The sequence below is a fragment of the Pseudomonas sp. NPDC085632 genome, assembly GCF_044541255.1.
Lineage (GTDB): Bacteria > Pseudomonadota > Gammaproteobacteria > Pseudomonadales > Pseudomonadaceae > Aquipseudomonas.
Genome location: NZ_JBITSX010000061.1, coordinates 17650 through 34518, shown reverse-complemented (window position 1 = coordinate 34518; position 16869 = coordinate 17650). Strand labels below are relative to the sequence as shown.

Below are 16869 nucleotides of genomic sequence, written 5' to 3'. Positions count from 1 at the left end.
GGTTTCAAACGTGACCGCGCCGAGTTCCAGGACTTGCTCTACCAGATCAAGCGTCAGCCAGGCGCCCAGTCGACTCAGGACAGCGAACTGCCGTCGGGTCTGCAACTGGGTACCGGTGTGCGCATTGTCGGCACCCAGAAAAACTTCACCGCCGGTAGCCTGCAAACCACCGAGCAGCCGCTGGACATGGCCATCGACGGTCGCGGTTTCTTCCAGATTCTGCAGCCGGACGGCACCACGTCCTACACCCGTGACGGTACTTTCCACCTCGATTCCAATGGCCAGATCGTTAACGCCAGCGGTTTCGCTCTGGAGCCGGCCATCGTCATTCCGAACGATGCCCAGACCTTCACCGTCGGCCGTGACGGCACGGTGTCCATCACTGTCGCTGGCAACGCCGCGTCTCAGGTGATCGGCAACCTGCAAACCGCCGACTTCATCAACCCGGCCGGTCTGCAAGCCGTGGGCAACAACCTGTTCCTGGAAACCGCCGCTTCCGGCGCGCCGCAAGTCGGCACCCCGGGTCTGGCCGGTTTCGGTACCACCCTGCAGAACACCCTGGAAACCTCCAACGTCAGCACTGTTGAAGAGATGGTCAACATGATCACCACTCAGCGCGCTTACGAGATGAACTCCAAGGTGATCTCCACCGCTGACCAGATGCTCTCGTTCGTAACGCAGAATCTGTAATCAAGTCTATGAGGCGGCCATGAGGTCGCCTGCAACACCGTGAGGTAGGGTCATGAATCGCTTTGTATCTGTTCTGGCATTGAGTGGGGTCGTCTCGCTCGCGGGCTGCGTCGCCCCGACGCCCAAGCCCAATGACCCTTACTACGCCCCGGTGTTGCCGCGCACGCCGTTGCCGGCTGCGGCCAATAACGGTTCGATCTATCAGGCTGGCTTCGAGCAAAACCTGTACAGCGACCGCAAGGCTTTCCGGGTCGGTGACATCATCACCATCACCCTGAACGAGCGCACGCAGGCGAGCAAGAATGCCAACTCGCAGATGGACAAGAACAGCGACAACAAGGTCGGTCTGACCTCGTTGTTCGGCTCCAGCCTGACCACCAACAACCCGATCGGTGGCAACGACCTGAGTCTGAACGCCGGCTACAGCGCCGACCGTTCGACCAAGGGCGACGCCAAGTCCGGGCAGAGCAACAGCCTGACCGGTTCGATCACCGTGACCGTCGCTGACGTGCTGCCCAACGGCATCATCGCCGTGCGTGGCGAGAAGTGGCTGACGCTGAACACCGGGGACGAACTGGTGCGCATCGCCGGCCTGGTGCGCGCCGATGACATCGCCACGGACAACACCGTGTCGTCGACCCGGGTCGCCGATGCACGCATCACCTACTCGGGTACCGGCGCGTTTGCCGATACGAGTCAGCCAGGCTGGTTCGACCGTTTCTTCCTCAGCCCGCTGTTCCCTTTCTAGGTGGCTACGTTGAATTTCAAGAGCCTCATGCTGGCTGCGGCGCTGATGTCCGCAGCCTTTGGTGCCCACGCCGAGCGGCTGAAAGATATCGCCAGCATCTCCGGCGTGCGTTCCAACCAGTTGATCGGTTACGGCTTGGTGGTCGGGCTTAACGGCACCGGTGACCAGACGACGCAAACCCCGTTCACCCTGCAGACCTTCAACAACATGCTCTCGCAGTTCGGCATCAAGGTGCCGCCGGGATCGGGCAACGTGCAGTTGAAAAACGTCGCGGCGGTGTCGATCAGTGCCGACTTGCCGGCGTTCGCCAAACCGGGTCAGCAGGTCGATATCACGGTGTCCTCGATCGGTAACTCCAAGAGCCTGCGTGGCGGCACCCTGTTGCTGACCCCGCTCAAGGGTATCGATGGCAACGTCTACGCGGTCGCTCAGGGCAACCTCGTGGTCGGCGGTTTCGATGCTGAAGGTCGCGACGGTTCGAAGATCACCGTCAACGTTCCGTCGGCCGGTCGCATTCCGGGCGGTGCTTCGGTGGAGCGTTCGGTGCCGAGCGGTTTCAACCAGGGCAATAGTCTGACGCTGAACCTCAACCGTTCCGACTTCACCACCGCCAAACGTATCGTCGACAAGATCAACGACATGCTCGGCCCTGGTGTCGCGCAGGCCATCGACGGTGGTTCGATCCGCGTCACCGCGCCGCTCGATCCGAGCCAGCGCGTCGACTACTTGTCGATCCTGGAAAACCTCGAAGTCGACCCGGGTCAGGCGGTGGCGAAAGTCATCATCAACTCGCGTACCGGCACCATCGTCATTGGCCAGAACGTGAAAGTGTCGCCAGCCGCCGTGACCCACGGCAGTCTGACGGTAACGATCACCGAAGACCCGATTGTCAGCCAGCCCGGCCCTCTGTCCAATGGTCAGACGGCTGTCGTGCCGCGCTCGCGGGTGAATGCCGAACAGGAAGCCAAACCGATGTTCAAGTTCGGTCCGGGCACCACCCTCGACGAGATCGTGCGGGCGGTGAACCAGGTCGGCGCGGCACCGGGTGACTTGATGGCCATTCTTGAAGCTCTGAAGCAGGCCGGCGCGTTGCAAGCCGACCTGATCGTGATCTGAGGCCGACCACCATGGATATGCGCAAGAGCGGTCTGGTCAACAGCAGCGATTCGGGATCCTACTCGGACCTCAATCGCCTGAACCAGCTCAAGGTCGGTGACAAGGACAGCGATGCGAACATGCGCAAGGTGGCGCAGGAATTCGAATCGCTGTTCCTTGGCGAAATGCTCAAGTCGATGCGTTCAGCCACCGAAGCGCTGGGCCAGGACAACCCGCTCAACACGCCGGCGGCCAAGCAGTATCAGGAAATGTACGACCAGCAATTGGCCGTTTCCATGTCCCGCGAGGGTGGTGGTATCGGTCTGGCCGACGTGCTGATGCGCCAGATGTCTAAGAACAAACCGATGGCGCCGGGTGAGGCTGCGGCCGCGTCCGCCGCCAAGCAAGAAGAGGCCAAGGCGAAAGCGGCGGCGGTGGTCACGCCGATTGCCGCGGGCACCGTTGCTACCAACGGCCCGTTGTCGCGCCTCAATGGTGAGCGTCCGTTGTGGGCATCACGCTCAGTGAGCGCACCGAATACCCAGCTTGCGCATCGCAATGACATGGAGCTGATCAACCAGCGCCGGTTGGCTTTGCCGCCGAAACTGGCTGATCGTTTGCTGGCCGGACTGGTGCCCTCGGCTACGCCGGCGGCCGCCACCCCATTGCCGCAACGAGCGACCACGGCTGCCACCACCGGCGCCGGCCCGTTGTACAACGGCGACTGGCTGGCGCGCGCCGAGAACGAAAAAGCTTCCGGCGGGCAAATGCAGGTCTACGGTCGCGCCATGGCGCAGATTCCGCTGGCACCGGCGAAGAAAGTCTTCAGCTCCGCCGACGAATTCGTCAACACCATGCTGCCGATGGCCAAGGAAGCGGCCGACCGTATCGGCGTCGATCCGCGTTATCTGGTGGCGCAAGCGGCGCTTGAAACCGGTTGGGGCAAATCGGTCATGCGTGCCCAGGATGGCAGCAGCAGCCACAACCTGTTCGGTATCAAGGCGAGCAGCAACTGGAAGGGCGATTCGGCCCGGGCGATCACCAGCGAGTTCCGCAATGGCGAGATGGTCAAGGAGACGGCCGAGTTCCGTTCCTATGCCTCGTACAAGGACAGCTTCCACGATCTGGTGACTTTGCTGCAGAGCAATAATCGCTATCAAGATGTCGTGAAGTCTGCCGATAACCCAGAACAGTTTGTACGCGAGTTGCAAAAGGCCGGTTACGCCACCGACCCGAACTACGCGACAAAGATTTCGCAGATAGCCAAGCAGATGAGCAGTTTCCAAAACTACGCTGCGGCGGGTGTATCCACCACGCCTTTTTAAGGCACAAGGTATAAGGTCTGAACCATGAGTTTGCTCAATATCGGGATGTCGGGACTGTCGGCCAGCCAGTCCTCTTTGGCTACGACAGGCAACAACATTGCCAACGTCGACACCGCCGGTTATTCACGTCAGCAAACCGTGCAGGGCACCAAATCCTCGCAGCAGTTCGGCACCGTGTTCATCGGTACGGGCACCACCCTGGCTGACGTGCGCCGGGTGTACAACTCGTACCTGGAAAGCCAGCTGCACACCGCTACTTCGCTCGACAGCGAATCGGCTGCTTACCTGGCACAGGCCACGCCGCTGGACTCCATGTTGTCGGACACCAACACCGGCCTGACCGGTGTGCTGCAGAAATTCTTCACTACGATGCAGGGCGTTTCGACCTCGGCGACCGATGACACTTCCCGTCAATCGGTGCTGACGGGTGCGCAGGCGCTGACCAGTCGTTTCAACACCATCGCCAAACAGCTCAACGACCAGAACACCACCATCAATGGCAGCCTGGGCGACATGACGTCCCAGGTGAACAAGCTGGCCACCTCGATTGCCAACCTGAACCAGAAGATCGGTGAGATCTCCACCAGCGGTGGAGCACCGAACGATCTGCTCGACAGCCGTAACGAAGCCGTACGCCAGCTCTCCGAACTGACCGGCGCACAGGTCGTCGAGCGTGGCACCAGTTTCGACGTCTACATCGGCAGCGGTCAGCCGCTGGTGATCGGCAACACCACCAACACGCTGAGCATGGTCGCGAGCAAAGACGATCCGTCGCGCATGGCCATCCAGATGGATCGCGGTTCGAGCACCATCGACATCACCTCGGCGATGAGCGGTGGCGAAATCGGCGGCCTGCTGACTTACCGCAAAGAAGTCCTTGACCCGTCGCTCAATGAGCTGGGCCGAGTGGCGCTGGTGATCGCTGATCAGGTCAACAGTCAGCAAGCCCAGGGCATCGACAAGAACGGTGACTTCGGCGCGGCAATTTTCAACAACATCAACAGTGCCGCGCTGGTCAGTTCGCGCAGCATCGCGCAGTCGGGCAACAGCACCGGTTCCGGTAACCTCGATGTCACCATCAAGGACACCGGCAAGCTGACCACCAGCGATTATCAAGTGACGTTCACCAGCGCCACTGACTACACCGTCAAGCGTTCCGACGGCACCGATATGGGCGCCTTCAGCACCACGACCAACCCGCCGCCAGTGATCGACGGTTTCACCCTTGCACTCAAGGGTGGTGCGTTGAGCGCCGGTGACAGCTTCAAAATCACCCCGACCCGTAATGCGGCTGCGAGCATTCAGACAGTGCTCACCGATCCGAAGAAAATCGCTGCGGCCGGTCCGTTGACCGGTGTTGCCAGCGCGGCCGGTCTGGGCACTTACACTCAGCCGACACTCAGCAGCAAGATCGATATCTACAACCCGACGGCCCAGGCTGACATGCAGGCGGCGCTGAAGAACTCGACGCCGGTCAAGCTGGTGTTCGGTGCGGTCAGCGGCGGCAGCCAGTCTTACTCCTTTGTGGATGCCAAGGGCGGCGTGATCAGCAGCGGCACAGTCGTTCCCGGTCAATCGAACACGCTGGACCTGAAGGTCGGCATCGTCGATGCCAGCGGCAACCCGGTGCTGGACACCAGCGTTACGCCGAACGTACAGAAAACCTTCTCCGTGCAGACCACCATTGGCGGCACGCCGAAGCCAGGCGAAACCTTCACCATGAACCTGACCGGAGCGGCGTCTTCGGACAACCGCAACGCGCAATCGCTGGTCGCCCTGCAAACTGCGCAGACCGTCGATACCGGTTCGGCGAGCAAGGGCATCAGCCTGACTGACGCCTACAACAAGCTGGTGACCAACGTCGGCACCAAGACCGCCCAAGGCAAGTCCGACAGCGCCGCGACTTCGGCGATCCTGGATAACGCCAAAGGCGCCCGCGATTCGCTGTCCGGCGTGAACCTGGATGAAGAAACCGGCAACCTGGTCAAATATCAGCAGTACTACACAGCGTCTTCGCAGATCATCAAAGCTGCGCAGGAAACTTTCGCCACGCTGATCAACAGCCTTTAAGGAGTCGTAATTCATGCGCATTTCCACCGCCCAGTATTACGGCACGCAAGCGTCGGACTATCAGCGTAACTTCAACAAGGCTGTCGCCACGGCCAGCGAGGCGAGCAGCCTGCAGCGCATCACCAATGCATCCGATGATCCGATCGGTGCAGGGCGTTTGCTGCAACTGGGCCAGCAGGCCGCGATGCTGGATCAGTACAAGACCAACGTCGACACCACCACAAATTCGTTGAATGTGCAGGAGTCCACGCTGGATTCCATCACCACCGCACTGGCGCGTGCCAAGGAACTCGCCCTGGCCGCCAACACCGGCACGCGCACCGACAAGGATCGCCAGGCTTACGCTTCGGAACTGAGTCAGATCCAGCAACAAGTGCTGGGCCTGATGAACTCCAAGGATGCCAACGGCAACTACATGTTCTCCGGTTCGAAGACCGATACCGCGCCGTACTCGCAGAATGCCGACGGCACTTACACCTACAACGGTGACCAGACCACGATCAACCTGGGTATCGGCGACGGTATGACGGTCGGCACCAACACCACCGGTTGGGATGCCTTTCAGCAGACCATCAACACCGGCCGCACCAGCACCAACATGACGGCTCCTGCAGTGGATGACGGCCGTGTCGTGCTGTCCAGCGGTACCGTTGGCAATGTTGCCACCTACAACTCCAAGTTCTCCGGTGGTCAGCCGTACACCGTCAGCTTCGTCAGCAGCACCCAACTGCAAATCACCGATGCGCTGGGTAACGACGTGACGGCCGAAGCCAGCCAGAACGGCGCGATCGTCAACACCACCGGCACCAACCAGTCGGTCAGTTTCCGTGGCGTCGACCTGAAGCTGAACATCAACCTGAAAGCGGGGGACACCAACCCGGACGCGGTCATTGCCGGGCACAGCTTCCAGCTGTCGACCCAGCCTGACTCGTTCACCACCGCGCGCAGCCCGGGTAACCCGTCTACTGCGGTGATTACCGGTTCGACCATCACCGACCAGTCGGCCTATACAAACGCCTTCCCGCAAGGCGGCGCGGTGCTCAAGTTCACCAGCGCCACGGCGTTCGATCTGTATGCGGCGCCAGTCACTGCGGACAGCAAACCCGTGTCGTCCGGCACCGTGGCTGGCGGCAATGCGACCGCTGCGGGCGTGACTTTCGCGCTGGGCAACACTCCGGCCGCTGGCGATCAGTTCTCGATCCAGCCGAACAATCACCAGACCCAGAACGTGCTCGACACGCTGGGCCAGATGATTACGGCATTGAATACGCCGATCGACGGTGATGATGTTGCCAAGCAGAAGTTTCAGGGTGTCATGGAGTCGGGTCTCGGCAACATCGACGCCGCTACCAACCAGATTGGCGCTTCTGTCACCACCATTGGTGCCCGTGGCCAAGCGCTGGAAATGCAAACCGCGACTAACCTGAGCCTGAGTACGGCGAACTCCACGACCCAGGGCTCGATCCGTGATTCGGATCCCGCCGAAGTCATGACCCGCCTGACCCTGCAGCAGACCATGTTGCAAGCCGCGCAGTTGGCGTTCAGCAAGATCAGCCAGTTGGGTCTGTTCAACAAGATCTGACGGTTAACGGGCGCGTGAGCGCCCGTTTGCTCCATCCTTCAAGTAATGTTTTTTAGCGGTTTCCAGGGCTCGCTTTACCGAGCGGGCTCGTACCGCCTGTGAGCCCGCCGTGAATTCACTCCCTCTCGTTAGCCTTGTCATTCCCGCCTTCAATCCACGCTTTTTCGAGCGAGCCTTGCGTAGCGCTGTCGGCCAGGGCTATGGCCATCTGGAGATCATCGTTTGCGATGACAGTCTTGGCGTCGAGATCGAAAACACTGTCTCGAACGTCAGCGCGGACACCGGCGTTGCCGTGCGCTATGTGCGCAACCCGCGCACGTTGGGCCTGGTCGGCAATCTGAAAGCCTGCCTGGATCAGGCGCAGGGCGAGTTCATCAAGTTTCTGTGTGACGATGATTTGCTGTATTCCGCCTGTATCGAGCAGCAGGCGCACGAGATGCGCCGTTCCGAGGTCAGCCTGGTGCTGGCGCAGCGACTGCTCTGGGACGCGAACGACATCATCCTGCCTGCGCGTCTGGAAAACACCTCGCTGTCACCGGTCAGTGGCCTGTTCAAGGGCGACGATTTACTGGCGATCTTTGAAAAATTCCCGGTCAACGTTCTCGGCGGTTTCAGCAACGCGCTGTTTCGCCGCGCGGACGTCGCCGAGCTGCTCCCGGCATTGACCGAGGAGGGCGGCGGCTTCGTCGCGAGCCTGGATTTCGCCTTGTATGTCTGCCTGCTGCGACGCGGCAACCTGGCGGTGTCCAACAACGTGCTGAGCGCCGAGCGTCTTTATCCGGAGCGGCTGAGTGCGCAGCAACCGATGAAGGATGCGATGGCCGTCGAGCGCGAATGGCTCTCGCAAATGCTCAAAGTCCGCAGCGGTGAGTCGGCGCCTGCGCCAGGCTGGGTACGCTATATCCCGTTGGTAAAGGCGGATGAGTCGCCAAGGGTTTGGGAAGAGCTGCCGCTGAGTCGTACCCTCGGTTCCCGGCAGAGCCGTCAGGAGTGTGGCGTCGGCGTCGACAGCCTGAGTTTCGGCGAACTCTACGCGCAATGGCTGGAGTGCCGGGTGCTGACCGAAGGCCAGCGCAAATTGCTGCCGGAAACCATCGCCGGTTGGTCGCACCAGCCGCGGATCGTGCCGATCATCATCGACGACAAAGGCAGTCGCGATGGCGTGGAGCGGACGCTGGAGGCCCTCGCCAATCAGGATTACCCGGCGGAACTGGTGCTGGTACTGTCCGCCTCCTGTTCCGAAGCGGAGCTGGATGGCCGTGTGTTTCGACTGCCGTTGCAAGACGACGGGCTGGAGCAGCTCAATACCTTGCTGCCACAACTGGAAGGTGCCGACTGGTTCTACCTGCTGCAACCCGGTGATCGCCCAGTGGCTACGGCGTTGCTGATCATGGCGGACCGCATCGCGCATTCGCGGTCTTTCACCTGTCTGTACAGCGACGAAGGCAGTCTGCGCAATGGCGAGTCGGCAGAGCCTGCGTTCAAGCCGGATTTCAACCTCGACCTCATGCGCAGCTATCCCTACGTCGGGCGGGCGCTGGCGTTCAAGCGCGAGCGGGTTCTGGAGTTGGGAGGGCTGGCGTCTGACTTTGCCCAACTGGCGCCTCACGATCTGCTTTGGCGGATGGTCGAGAGCGACGGCACTCAAGTGATCGGGCACATCGCCGAAGTGTTGCTCGAATCGAAATTCGATCTGTCCCAATGGCTCACCGACCCGGGTGTCCTGGAACAGAATCCACGAGTGCTCGATGCGCATCTGCAGCGCTTGGGGATTGCCTACGAGACGCGACGCGAGGGCAGTGAGCTGCTCAATCGGGTCGATTATCGCCATGCCCGACGCCCGTTGGTGTCGGTGATCATTGTTGCTCAGGATCAGACGGCGGCCTTGCAGCGGTGTGTCGAAACGCTGCTGGAAAAGACCGCTTACACCGAGTACGAAATTCTCCTGGTCGACAGCGGCAGCGAAAGCGCCGAGGCGCTGACCTGGCTCGACGGCATGGAACAGTTGGGCAGTGACCTGATTCGTGTGTTGCGCTACCCGCAAAAGCACAATCCCGCCGCCATTCACAACTTTGCCGTGAGTCAGGCGCGTGGCGAATACGTCTTGCTGCTCAATGCCTTTGCGGTGATCACGCAAGCCGACTGGCTCGACGAATTGCTCAATCATGCGCAGCGCCCCGAAGTCGGGGTGGTCGGCGCCAAGTTGTACGACCCGGACGGCGGGGTGTTGCATGCCGGCCTGATTCTCGGCTTGCAGGGGCCGGCCGGGTTGCCGTTCTTTGGTCAACCGATGCAATCGGAGGGCTATATGTTCCGGCTGCAGGCGGTGCAGGATCTGAGCGCTGTCGGCGGTGACTGCCTGATGGTTCGCAAGTCGGTCTTCGAGGAAGTCGCGGGGCTCGACGAGCAGCACTTGAAGGTCGCGTACAACGTCGTCGACCTGTGCCTGCGGGTCGGTCGCGAAGGTTATCTGGTGGTGTGGAATCCGCATGCCCGGCTGGCTGTGGGCACGCGCCCGGTCGCTGTGGCAACGAGCGAAGAGCAGCAACAGCACGAGCGCGAGCAGGATACGTTTTACCAGCGCTGGCTGCCGCAGATTGCGCGCGATCCGGCCTACAACGTCAACCTTGCGCTGCAGGGTATCGGGGCCAGCAACTTTAGCCTCGAACCGGGCCTGCTGAGCGGCTGGAATGCGTTTTCCAGGTCGAGTCTGCCCAACGTGCTGGTGGTGCCGATCAACGCTTCTGCCATCGGCCATTACCGCATGAGCCAGCCGATGATCGAACTGGAGGCGGCCAACCGGGTCGAGGGGCGCATCTGCTACGGCTTGCCGTCGATCGTCGAAATCGAGCGTCAGGCCCCCGACGTGATCGTGCTGCAGGGCCGCTACTCGGAGCACGCCATCGATGAAATTCCGCCACTGAAGAAGTACTTCAGCGCCCGGCGTATTTTCGAACTGGATGACTATGTCATCGACGTTCCTCATCGCAATGCCCACATCCGTAACATGCCGAGCAAGCAGGACATGGAGCGCATGGTGCGTCGAGCGATCGGCCTGTGTGATCGGGTGGTCGTGTCGACTCAACCCCTGGCCAATGCGTTGTCGGACATGCACCACGACATTCGTGTGGTGCCGAACATGCTCGCGAAAAACCTCTGGAGCCACCTGCGCAGCCAGCGGCGCACGTCGAAGAAACCACGGGTCGGCTGGGGCGGTGGCACCAGCCACCACGGCGACCTGGCGGTGATCGCCGAGGTGGTTCGCGAACTGGCCAATGAAGTCGACTGGGTGTTCTTCGGCATGTGCCCGGATGATCTGCGTCCGTACATGCACGAGTTCCACGGTGTGATCCCGCTCGACGTGTATCCGGCGAAACTGGCCAGCCTCAACCTCGATCTGGCCCTCGCCCCGCTGGAGTTCCACATCTTCAACGACTGCAAGAGCAACCTGCGGCTGCTGGAGTACGGCGCTTGCGGCTACCCGGTGATCTGCACTGACACCGAAGCCTATCGCGGCTATCTGCCGTGCACGCGGGTCAAGACCAACACCACCGATGAGTGGCTGCAGGCGATTCGCATGCACCTGGCCGATCCTGATGCCAGCTACCGCATGGGCGACGAGTTGCGTGAGGTGGTGCTGCGCGATTACGTGCTGCGTGGCGATAACCTGCGCTACTGGGAAAATGGCTGGCTGGCGGACTGACCGCTGCCAATGGTTGAAACAGCTCGATGAAAGGGATGATTCCGATGACGGATTCATCCCTTTTTTCATGGCTGCACGTCCTGCGACACGTAGCGCACCGAGCTGGCGCGTTTCCTGCAAGTCCCCCTCAAATCGCCATAAAACGAGCGCTCGCGGTCATTGCCCCTGCGCCCGAAACGGCAGAAAGGTTTAGCCAGAAGGCCGCAATGCTCAAGAAAGCGACGCGCAGCCCGGTGACGAACGAGAGGGGAGAGGATGAAGGCAGTTATTTTGGCGGGTGGTCTGGGCACGCGCATCAGTGAAGAGTCGCACCTCAAGCCCAAGCCGATGATCGAGATTGGCGGCAAGCCAATTCTCTGGCACATCATGAAGCAGTACTCCGCCCACGGGATTCACGACTTCGTGATTTGCCTGGGCTACAAGGGGTACGCGATCAAGGACTTCTTCGCCAACTACTTCCTGCACACCTCCGATGTGACCTTCGACATGCGTGAAAACCGCATGGACGTTCACCAGAATTACAGCGAGCCATGGCGCGTGACGCTGATCGATACCGGTGAAGAGACCATGACCGGTGGCCGCCTGGGGCGAGCCGCGCGCTATCTGGAAAATGAAGAAGCCTTCTGCTTCACCTATGGCGACGGCGTTTCCGATTTGAACATCAGCGCGTTGGTCGATTTCCACCTGACTCACGGCAAACTGGCCACCGTCACCGCCGTACAACCGCCGGGCCGCTACGGCGCGCTGGATCGCGAAGGCGACCGGGTGCTGGGTTTCACCGAGAAGCCACGCGGCGACGGTGGCTGGATCAACGGCGGCTTTTTCGTGCTGTCGCCCAAGGTCCTGCCGCTGATCGAAGGCGATTCGACGTCGTGGGAGTCCGGCCCGCTGGACGGCCTGGCCGCACGCGGTGAGTTGATGGCGTTTCAGCACGACGGTTTCTGGCAGCCCATGGACACCCTGCGCGACAAGAACCATCTCGAAGCCCTGTGGCAGAGCGGGGAGGCCCCATGGAAGCAATGGGACTGAGTGCGGATTTCTGGCGCGGCAAACGCGTCCTCGTTACCGGACACACCGGTTTCAAAGGCAGTTGGCTGACCCTGTGGCTGCAAAGCCTCGGCGCGCAAGTCAGCGGCTTTTCCCTGGATCCGTCGACCGAGCCGAGCCTGTTCGACCTGGCGCGTGTGCACGAAGGCATCAACGATCAGCGCGGTGATCTGCGGGATCTTGGCGCCTTGCTGGAAATCATCGCTGACACCGAGCCTGAGATCGTTCTGCATCTGGCTGCACAACCGTTGGTGCGTGAAGGCTATCGCGACCCGCTCGGTACTTACTCCAGCAACGTCATGGGCACGTTGAACCTGCTCGAAGCGATTCGTCAGGTCGGTTGCGTGCGCGCCTGCGTGCTGGTGACCACCGACAAGGTCTACGCCAACAAGGAATGGCTGTGGCCCTACCGCGAAGACGAAGCGCTCGGTGGCCACGATCCTTACAGCAGCAGCAAGGCTTGCTGTGAGTTGCTCGCGCAGTCTTATGCCGCGTCATTCTTCCCGGCCGACAAGTACGCCGAACACGGTCTGGCCCTGGCCACGGCGCGTGCCGGTAACGTCCTCGGCGGCGGTGATTTTGCCCCTGAGCGACTGATTCCCGACGTGCTCAAGGCCTGGACCGCCGACGAGCCGGTGACCCTGCGCTATCCGCAAGCCGTGCGCCCATGGCAGCACGCGCTGGAACCGCTGGCCGGATATCTGCAACTGGCCGCCGGCCTCTACGAAGAAGGCCCGGCGTACGCCGGTGCCTGGAACTTCGGCCCGGGCGAGGCGGACATGTGCAGCGTTGGCGAAGTGGTCGAACAGCTCGCCAGCCGCTGGCCGCAGGCGCGCGGTTTGCGCATCGAAAAAAGCGAATTGCACGAGGCCGGCCTGCTGCGTCTGGACAGCAGCCGCGCACGCCAGGTACTCGGCTGGCAACCGCGCTGGACCTTGCAGGAATGTCTGACGCAGACCCTCGACTGGCATCTGGCATGGCAGAACGGCGATGACATGCGCAACGTCACCCTCGGGCAATTGAACCTGTACCGAGGCGCGCTGTGAGCGAGTTTTCCCTACAGGCGTTGCCGCTGGCCGGCCTGTTCAGCGTCCAGCACAAACGCTTCGAAGATCAGCGCGGGCACTTCGCCCGGCTGTTCTGCGAAGGCAGCCTGAGTGCGTTCGGCAGTGAATTCCATATCCGCCAGATCAACCATTCCTGCACTCGCGAGAAGGGCAGTGTGCGCGGTCTGCATTATCAGAATGCCAACGCCCCGGAAGCCAAACTGATCACCTGCCTGCGCGGTGAAGTGTGGGACGTGGCGGTGGATCTGCGTCCCGACTCGGAAACGTTTCTGCACTGGCACGCCGAGCATTTGAAGGCCGGTGATGGCCGCAGCCTGTTGATCCCGGCCGGTTTCGCCCACGGTTTCCAGACCCTGACCGAAGACGCCGAATTGCTCTACCTGCACAGCGCCGATTACACGCCGGAGCATGAGGGCGGTCTGTCGGTGAACGATCCACGGTTGGCGATTGCCTGGCCGTTGCCTGTCAATAATTTGTCAGCGCGTGATTCCAGCCATCCCGCGCTCGATCAACACTTTGCTGGAGTGCGTCTATGAACTGCCGTGGGTGCGCCGCACCGTTGAGCCTGCCGCTGATCGACCTCGGCACCTCGCCGCCGTCCAACGCCTACGTGCACGCCGATCGCCTGGAACAGGCCGAGCAATGGGTGCCGTTGAAGGTCGCCGTGTGTCAGCAATGCTGGCTGGTACAGACCGAGGATTACACCAGCGCCGACAGTTTGTTCGATGCTGAATACGCCTACTTCAGTTCGTTCTCCAGCACCTGGCTGGCCCATGCCGAGTGCTATGTTGCCGAGATGGTCGAGCGCTTTGGCCTGACCGCTGACAGCCGTGTGGTTGAAGTCGCCGCCAACGACGGTTATCTGCTGCAGTACGTGGCCGCTCGCGGCATTCCGTGCCTGGGCGTTGAGCCGACGCGCAGCACCGCGCAAGCGGCGCGCGCGAAAGGTCTGCAGATTCGTGAGTTGTTCTTCGGTCGCGACACTGCCGCGCAGTTGCAAAGCGAAGGCTGGGGCGCCGATCTGATGGCGGCCAACAACGTGCTCGCGCATGTACCGGACATCAACGATTTCCTCGGTGGCTTCGCGACGTTGCTCAAGCCAACCGGCGTGGCCACTTTCGAATTCCCGCAACTGCTGACGCTGATGGCGGGCGCGCAGTTCGACACGCTCTACCACGAACATTATTCCTACCTGTCGCTGACTGCCGTGCAGACGCTGTGCGAGCGCAATGGCCTGGAAGTGTTCGACGTCAGCCAGTTGAGCACCCACGGCGGATCGTTGCGGGTGTTCGTGCAGCGCAGGGACGGCGAGCGTCGCCCGGTGCAGGCTGCGGTGCAGCAACAGTTGCAGGCCGAACTGGATGCCGGGGTGAAAACCGCCGAGTACTACACGACCCTCGCGCCCGCCGCTGAACGCATCAAGCATCAGCTGCTGCGCTTTTTGTTGCAGGCCAAGGCTGACGGCAAACGTGTGGTCGGTTACGGCGCGGCGGCCAAGGGCAATACCTTGCTCAACTATGCCGGGGTCAAAGCGGATCTGTTGGCCTGGGTGGCGGATGCCAACCCGCACAAGCAAGGCAAGTACTTGCCGGGCAGCCGCATTCCGATTGTTGCACCTGCGCGGATTGCCCAGGAGCAGCCGGACTACATTCTGGTGTTGCCGTGGAACCTGTTGAGCGAAGTGACGCAGCAACTGTCTGCGGCCAAGGCATGGGGCGCACGCTTTGTCGTCGCCGTTCCGGAGTTGATCATTCAATGAGCAGAATTCATTACACCAAACCCAGCGTTGGCGAACTCGAAGCGCAATACGCCCTGGACGCCGTACAGAACGGCTGGGGCGCACGTTGCTACGAATACCTGACACGTTTCGAGCACGGTTTTGCCGAGCATCTGGGCGCCACCTACGCCATCGCCACCTCCAGCTGCACCGGTGCGCTGCACATGGGCATGGCCGCCCTGGGCGTGGGTGCTGGCGATGAAGTGATCCTGGCCAACACCAACTGGATTGCGTCGGCGGCACCGATCACTTACCTGGGCGCCACGCCGGTGTTCGTCGATGTTCTGGCGGATAGCTGGTGCCTGGATCCGCAGCGTGTCAGAGCGGCGATCAGCCCGCGCACCAAGGCGATTCTCGCGGTGCATCTGTACGGCAACCTGTGCGACATGGACGCACTGCTCGCCATCGGTCGCGAATTCGGCATCCCGGTGATCGAAGACGCGGCGGAAGCCATCGGCTCGCAATGGCGTGGCCAGGCGGCCGGCTCGCTGGGGGCTTTCGGTGCTTTTTCGTTTCATGGCACCAAGACCATGACCACCGGTGAGGGCGGCATGTTCGTCACTTCCGACAAGGCTTTGTATGAGCGTGTCCTGACCCTGTCCAACCATGGTCGTGTGGCGGGTTGCACCAAACAGTTCTGGCCGGAGTTTGTCGGTTTCAAATACAAAATGAGCAACCTGCAGGCCGCCGTTGGCTGCGCCCAGGTCGAGCGAATCGACGAGTTGATCGAGCGCAAACGGGCGATTTTTGCCCACTACGCGCGAGCGCTCGAAGGCGTACCGGGTGTGTCGCTCAATCCCGAGCCGGCCCATGCGCGCAATGGCTACTGGATGCCGACCGTGGTGTTCGATGCCGACACCGGCATCCACCGCGAGCAAATGATTGCTGCCTTCCAGGCTGCCGACATCGACGCCCGGGTGTTTTTCTGGCCGTTGTCGTCGCTGCCGATGTTCAGCGAATACGCGGTCGACACGCCGCTGGCGTTTGCCTTGCCCGAGCGTGCCTTCAACCTGCCGAGCTATCACGACATGACCGACGCCGATCAACAGCGCGTGGTGCAAGTGGTGCTGGAGCTGCTGGCTCACAGGCACGCATCGTGAAGATGTATCTGCTGGGGGCCGCCAACCCGGAAGCGGTGCGCATGCTGCACGCCGTCAAGCGCAGCACGCCGAACGTCGAATTCGCCTTCCTCGACAATGATCCACGCAAGCACGGCACGCTGTTCTACGGGGTGCCGGTGCTCGGTGGTTGCGAGCTAGTCGGCGAACTCAATGGCGAGGACGTGCGCTTCGTCAATCTGATCACCGGCAGTACCCGGTTACGCTACGAAACCACCTGTCAGTTGGTGGATGCCGGTGCGCGCCTCGGCCAGTTCGTTCATCCGGGTATCGACCTGAGCATGATCCGCATTGGGCAGGGCAGCTATCTGCAGGAAGGCGTGCTGATGCAGGCTGAAGTGACCCTGGGCGACAACACCAGCATCAGCGCCGGCAGTGTCGTGGGGCATGAAGGGCAGATCGGCCACTCGGTGTTCATGGCGCCGGGCGTGTGTATCGCCGGCTGCGTGGAAATCGGTGACGGGACCTTTATCGGCACCAACGCCACGATCCTGCCGCGCCTGCGCATCGGTCGCTGGGTGACCATCGGTGCCGGTGCGGTCGTGACCAAAGATGTTCCGGATTTTTCGGTCGTGGTGGGCAATCCCGCCAGGATCATCAAGACCAACGCAGTGCCTTACCCGGACGCCAGGGTGTTCAGGTAAGCC

Annotated in this window: 13 protein-coding genes; all 13 read left to right on the top strand. The window is 61.5% G+C overall.

What is annotated here, in order from left to right; genetic code table 11:
• Window positions 1-690, top strand: a 690-nt coding sequence (flgG, locus tag ACIF4X_RS26535) for a flagellar basal-body rod protein FlgG (protein ID WP_397484348.1), incomplete at its 5' end; no start/stop codon positions are given.
• 52 nt (window positions 691-742) lie between these two features.
• Window positions 743-1438, top strand: a complete 696-nt coding sequence (gene flgH, locus ACIF4X_RS26530; protein WP_038363773.1) for a flagellar basal body L-ring protein FlgH — start codon at window positions 743-745, stop codon at window positions 1436-1438.
• 27 nt (window positions 1439-1465) lie between these two features.
• Window positions 1466-2554: a flagellar basal body P-ring protein FlgI gene (locus tag ACIF4X_RS26525; RefSeq protein ID WP_176091703.1), complete on the top strand. Its 1089-nt coding sequence runs from the start codon at window positions 1466-1468 to the stop codon at window positions 2552-2554.
• 11 nt (window positions 2555-2565) lie between these two features.
• Entirely contained in the window at window positions 2566-3858 is a 1293-nt protein-coding gene (gene flgJ / locus ACIF4X_RS26520) for a flagellar assembly peptidoglycan hydrolase FlgJ (protein ID WP_397484347.1), read from the top strand.
• A gap of 24 nt (window positions 3859-3882) precedes the next feature.
• Window positions 3883-5928 carry a flagellar hook-associated protein FlgK gene (gene flgK, locus ACIF4X_RS26515; protein WP_397484346.1) on the top strand — a complete coding sequence of 682 codons (2046 nt, stop codon included), beginning with the start codon at window positions 3883-3885 and terminating at the stop codon, window positions 5926-5928.
• 13 nt (window positions 5929-5941) lie between these two features.
• Window positions 5942-7510, top strand: coding sequence for a flagellar hook-associated protein 3 (locus ACIF4X_RS26510; RefSeq protein WP_397484345.1), 1569 nt, complete (start codon window positions 5942-5944; stop codon window positions 7508-7510).
• A 109-nt stretch (window positions 7511-7619) separates the two neighbouring features.
• Complete coding sequence (locus tag ACIF4X_RS26505; protein WP_397484344.1) at window positions 7620-11213, top strand: glycosyltransferase; 3594 nt, start codon at window positions 7620-7622, stop codon at window positions 11211-11213.
• Window positions 11214-11468: 255 nt separating this feature from the next.
• Window positions 11469-12242, top strand: a complete 774-nt coding sequence (gene rfbF / locus ACIF4X_RS26500) for a glucose-1-phosphate cytidylyltransferase (protein ID WP_016984278.1) — start codon at window positions 11469-11471, stop codon at window positions 12240-12242.
• Window positions 12224-13306 (top strand): CDP-glucose 4,6-dehydratase, encoded by a 1083-nt coding sequence (gene rfbG / locus ACIF4X_RS26495; protein WP_397484343.1) that lies wholly within the window; start codon window positions 12224-12226, stop codon window positions 13304-13306. Before rfbF ends, rfbG begins: the two co-directional genes overlap by 19 nt.
• A complete protein-coding gene (locus tag ACIF4X_RS26490) occupies window positions 13303-13863 on the top strand; it encodes a dTDP-4-dehydrorhamnose 3,5-epimerase family protein (RefSeq protein WP_397484342.1) in 561 nt (186 codons plus the stop codon). The genes rfbG and ACIF4X_RS26490 overlap by 4 nt, the downstream gene beginning before the upstream one ends.
• Window positions 13860-15086 carry a methyltransferase domain-containing protein gene (locus ACIF4X_RS26485; RefSeq protein WP_397484341.1) on the top strand — a complete coding sequence of 409 codons (1227 nt, stop codon included), beginning with the start codon at window positions 13860-13862 and terminating at the stop codon, window positions 15084-15086. The genes ACIF4X_RS26490 and ACIF4X_RS26485 overlap by 4 nt, the downstream gene beginning before the upstream one ends.
• The gene (locus ACIF4X_RS26480) at window positions 15083-16204 is read left to right on the top strand and encodes a DegT/DnrJ/EryC1/StrS family aminotransferase (RefSeq protein ID WP_397484340.1); all 1122 of its coding nucleotides are present in this window, start codon (window positions 15083-15085) and stop codon (window positions 16202-16204) included. The genes ACIF4X_RS26485 and ACIF4X_RS26480 overlap by 4 nt, the downstream gene beginning before the upstream one ends.
• Window positions 16201-16866 carry an acetyltransferase gene (locus tag ACIF4X_RS26475; protein ID WP_397484339.1) on the top strand — a complete coding sequence of 222 codons (666 nt, stop codon included), beginning with the start codon at window positions 16201-16203 and terminating at the stop codon, window positions 16864-16866. Before ACIF4X_RS26480 ends, ACIF4X_RS26475 begins: the two co-directional genes overlap by 4 nt.
• Window positions 16867-16869: the final 3 nt, after the last annotated feature.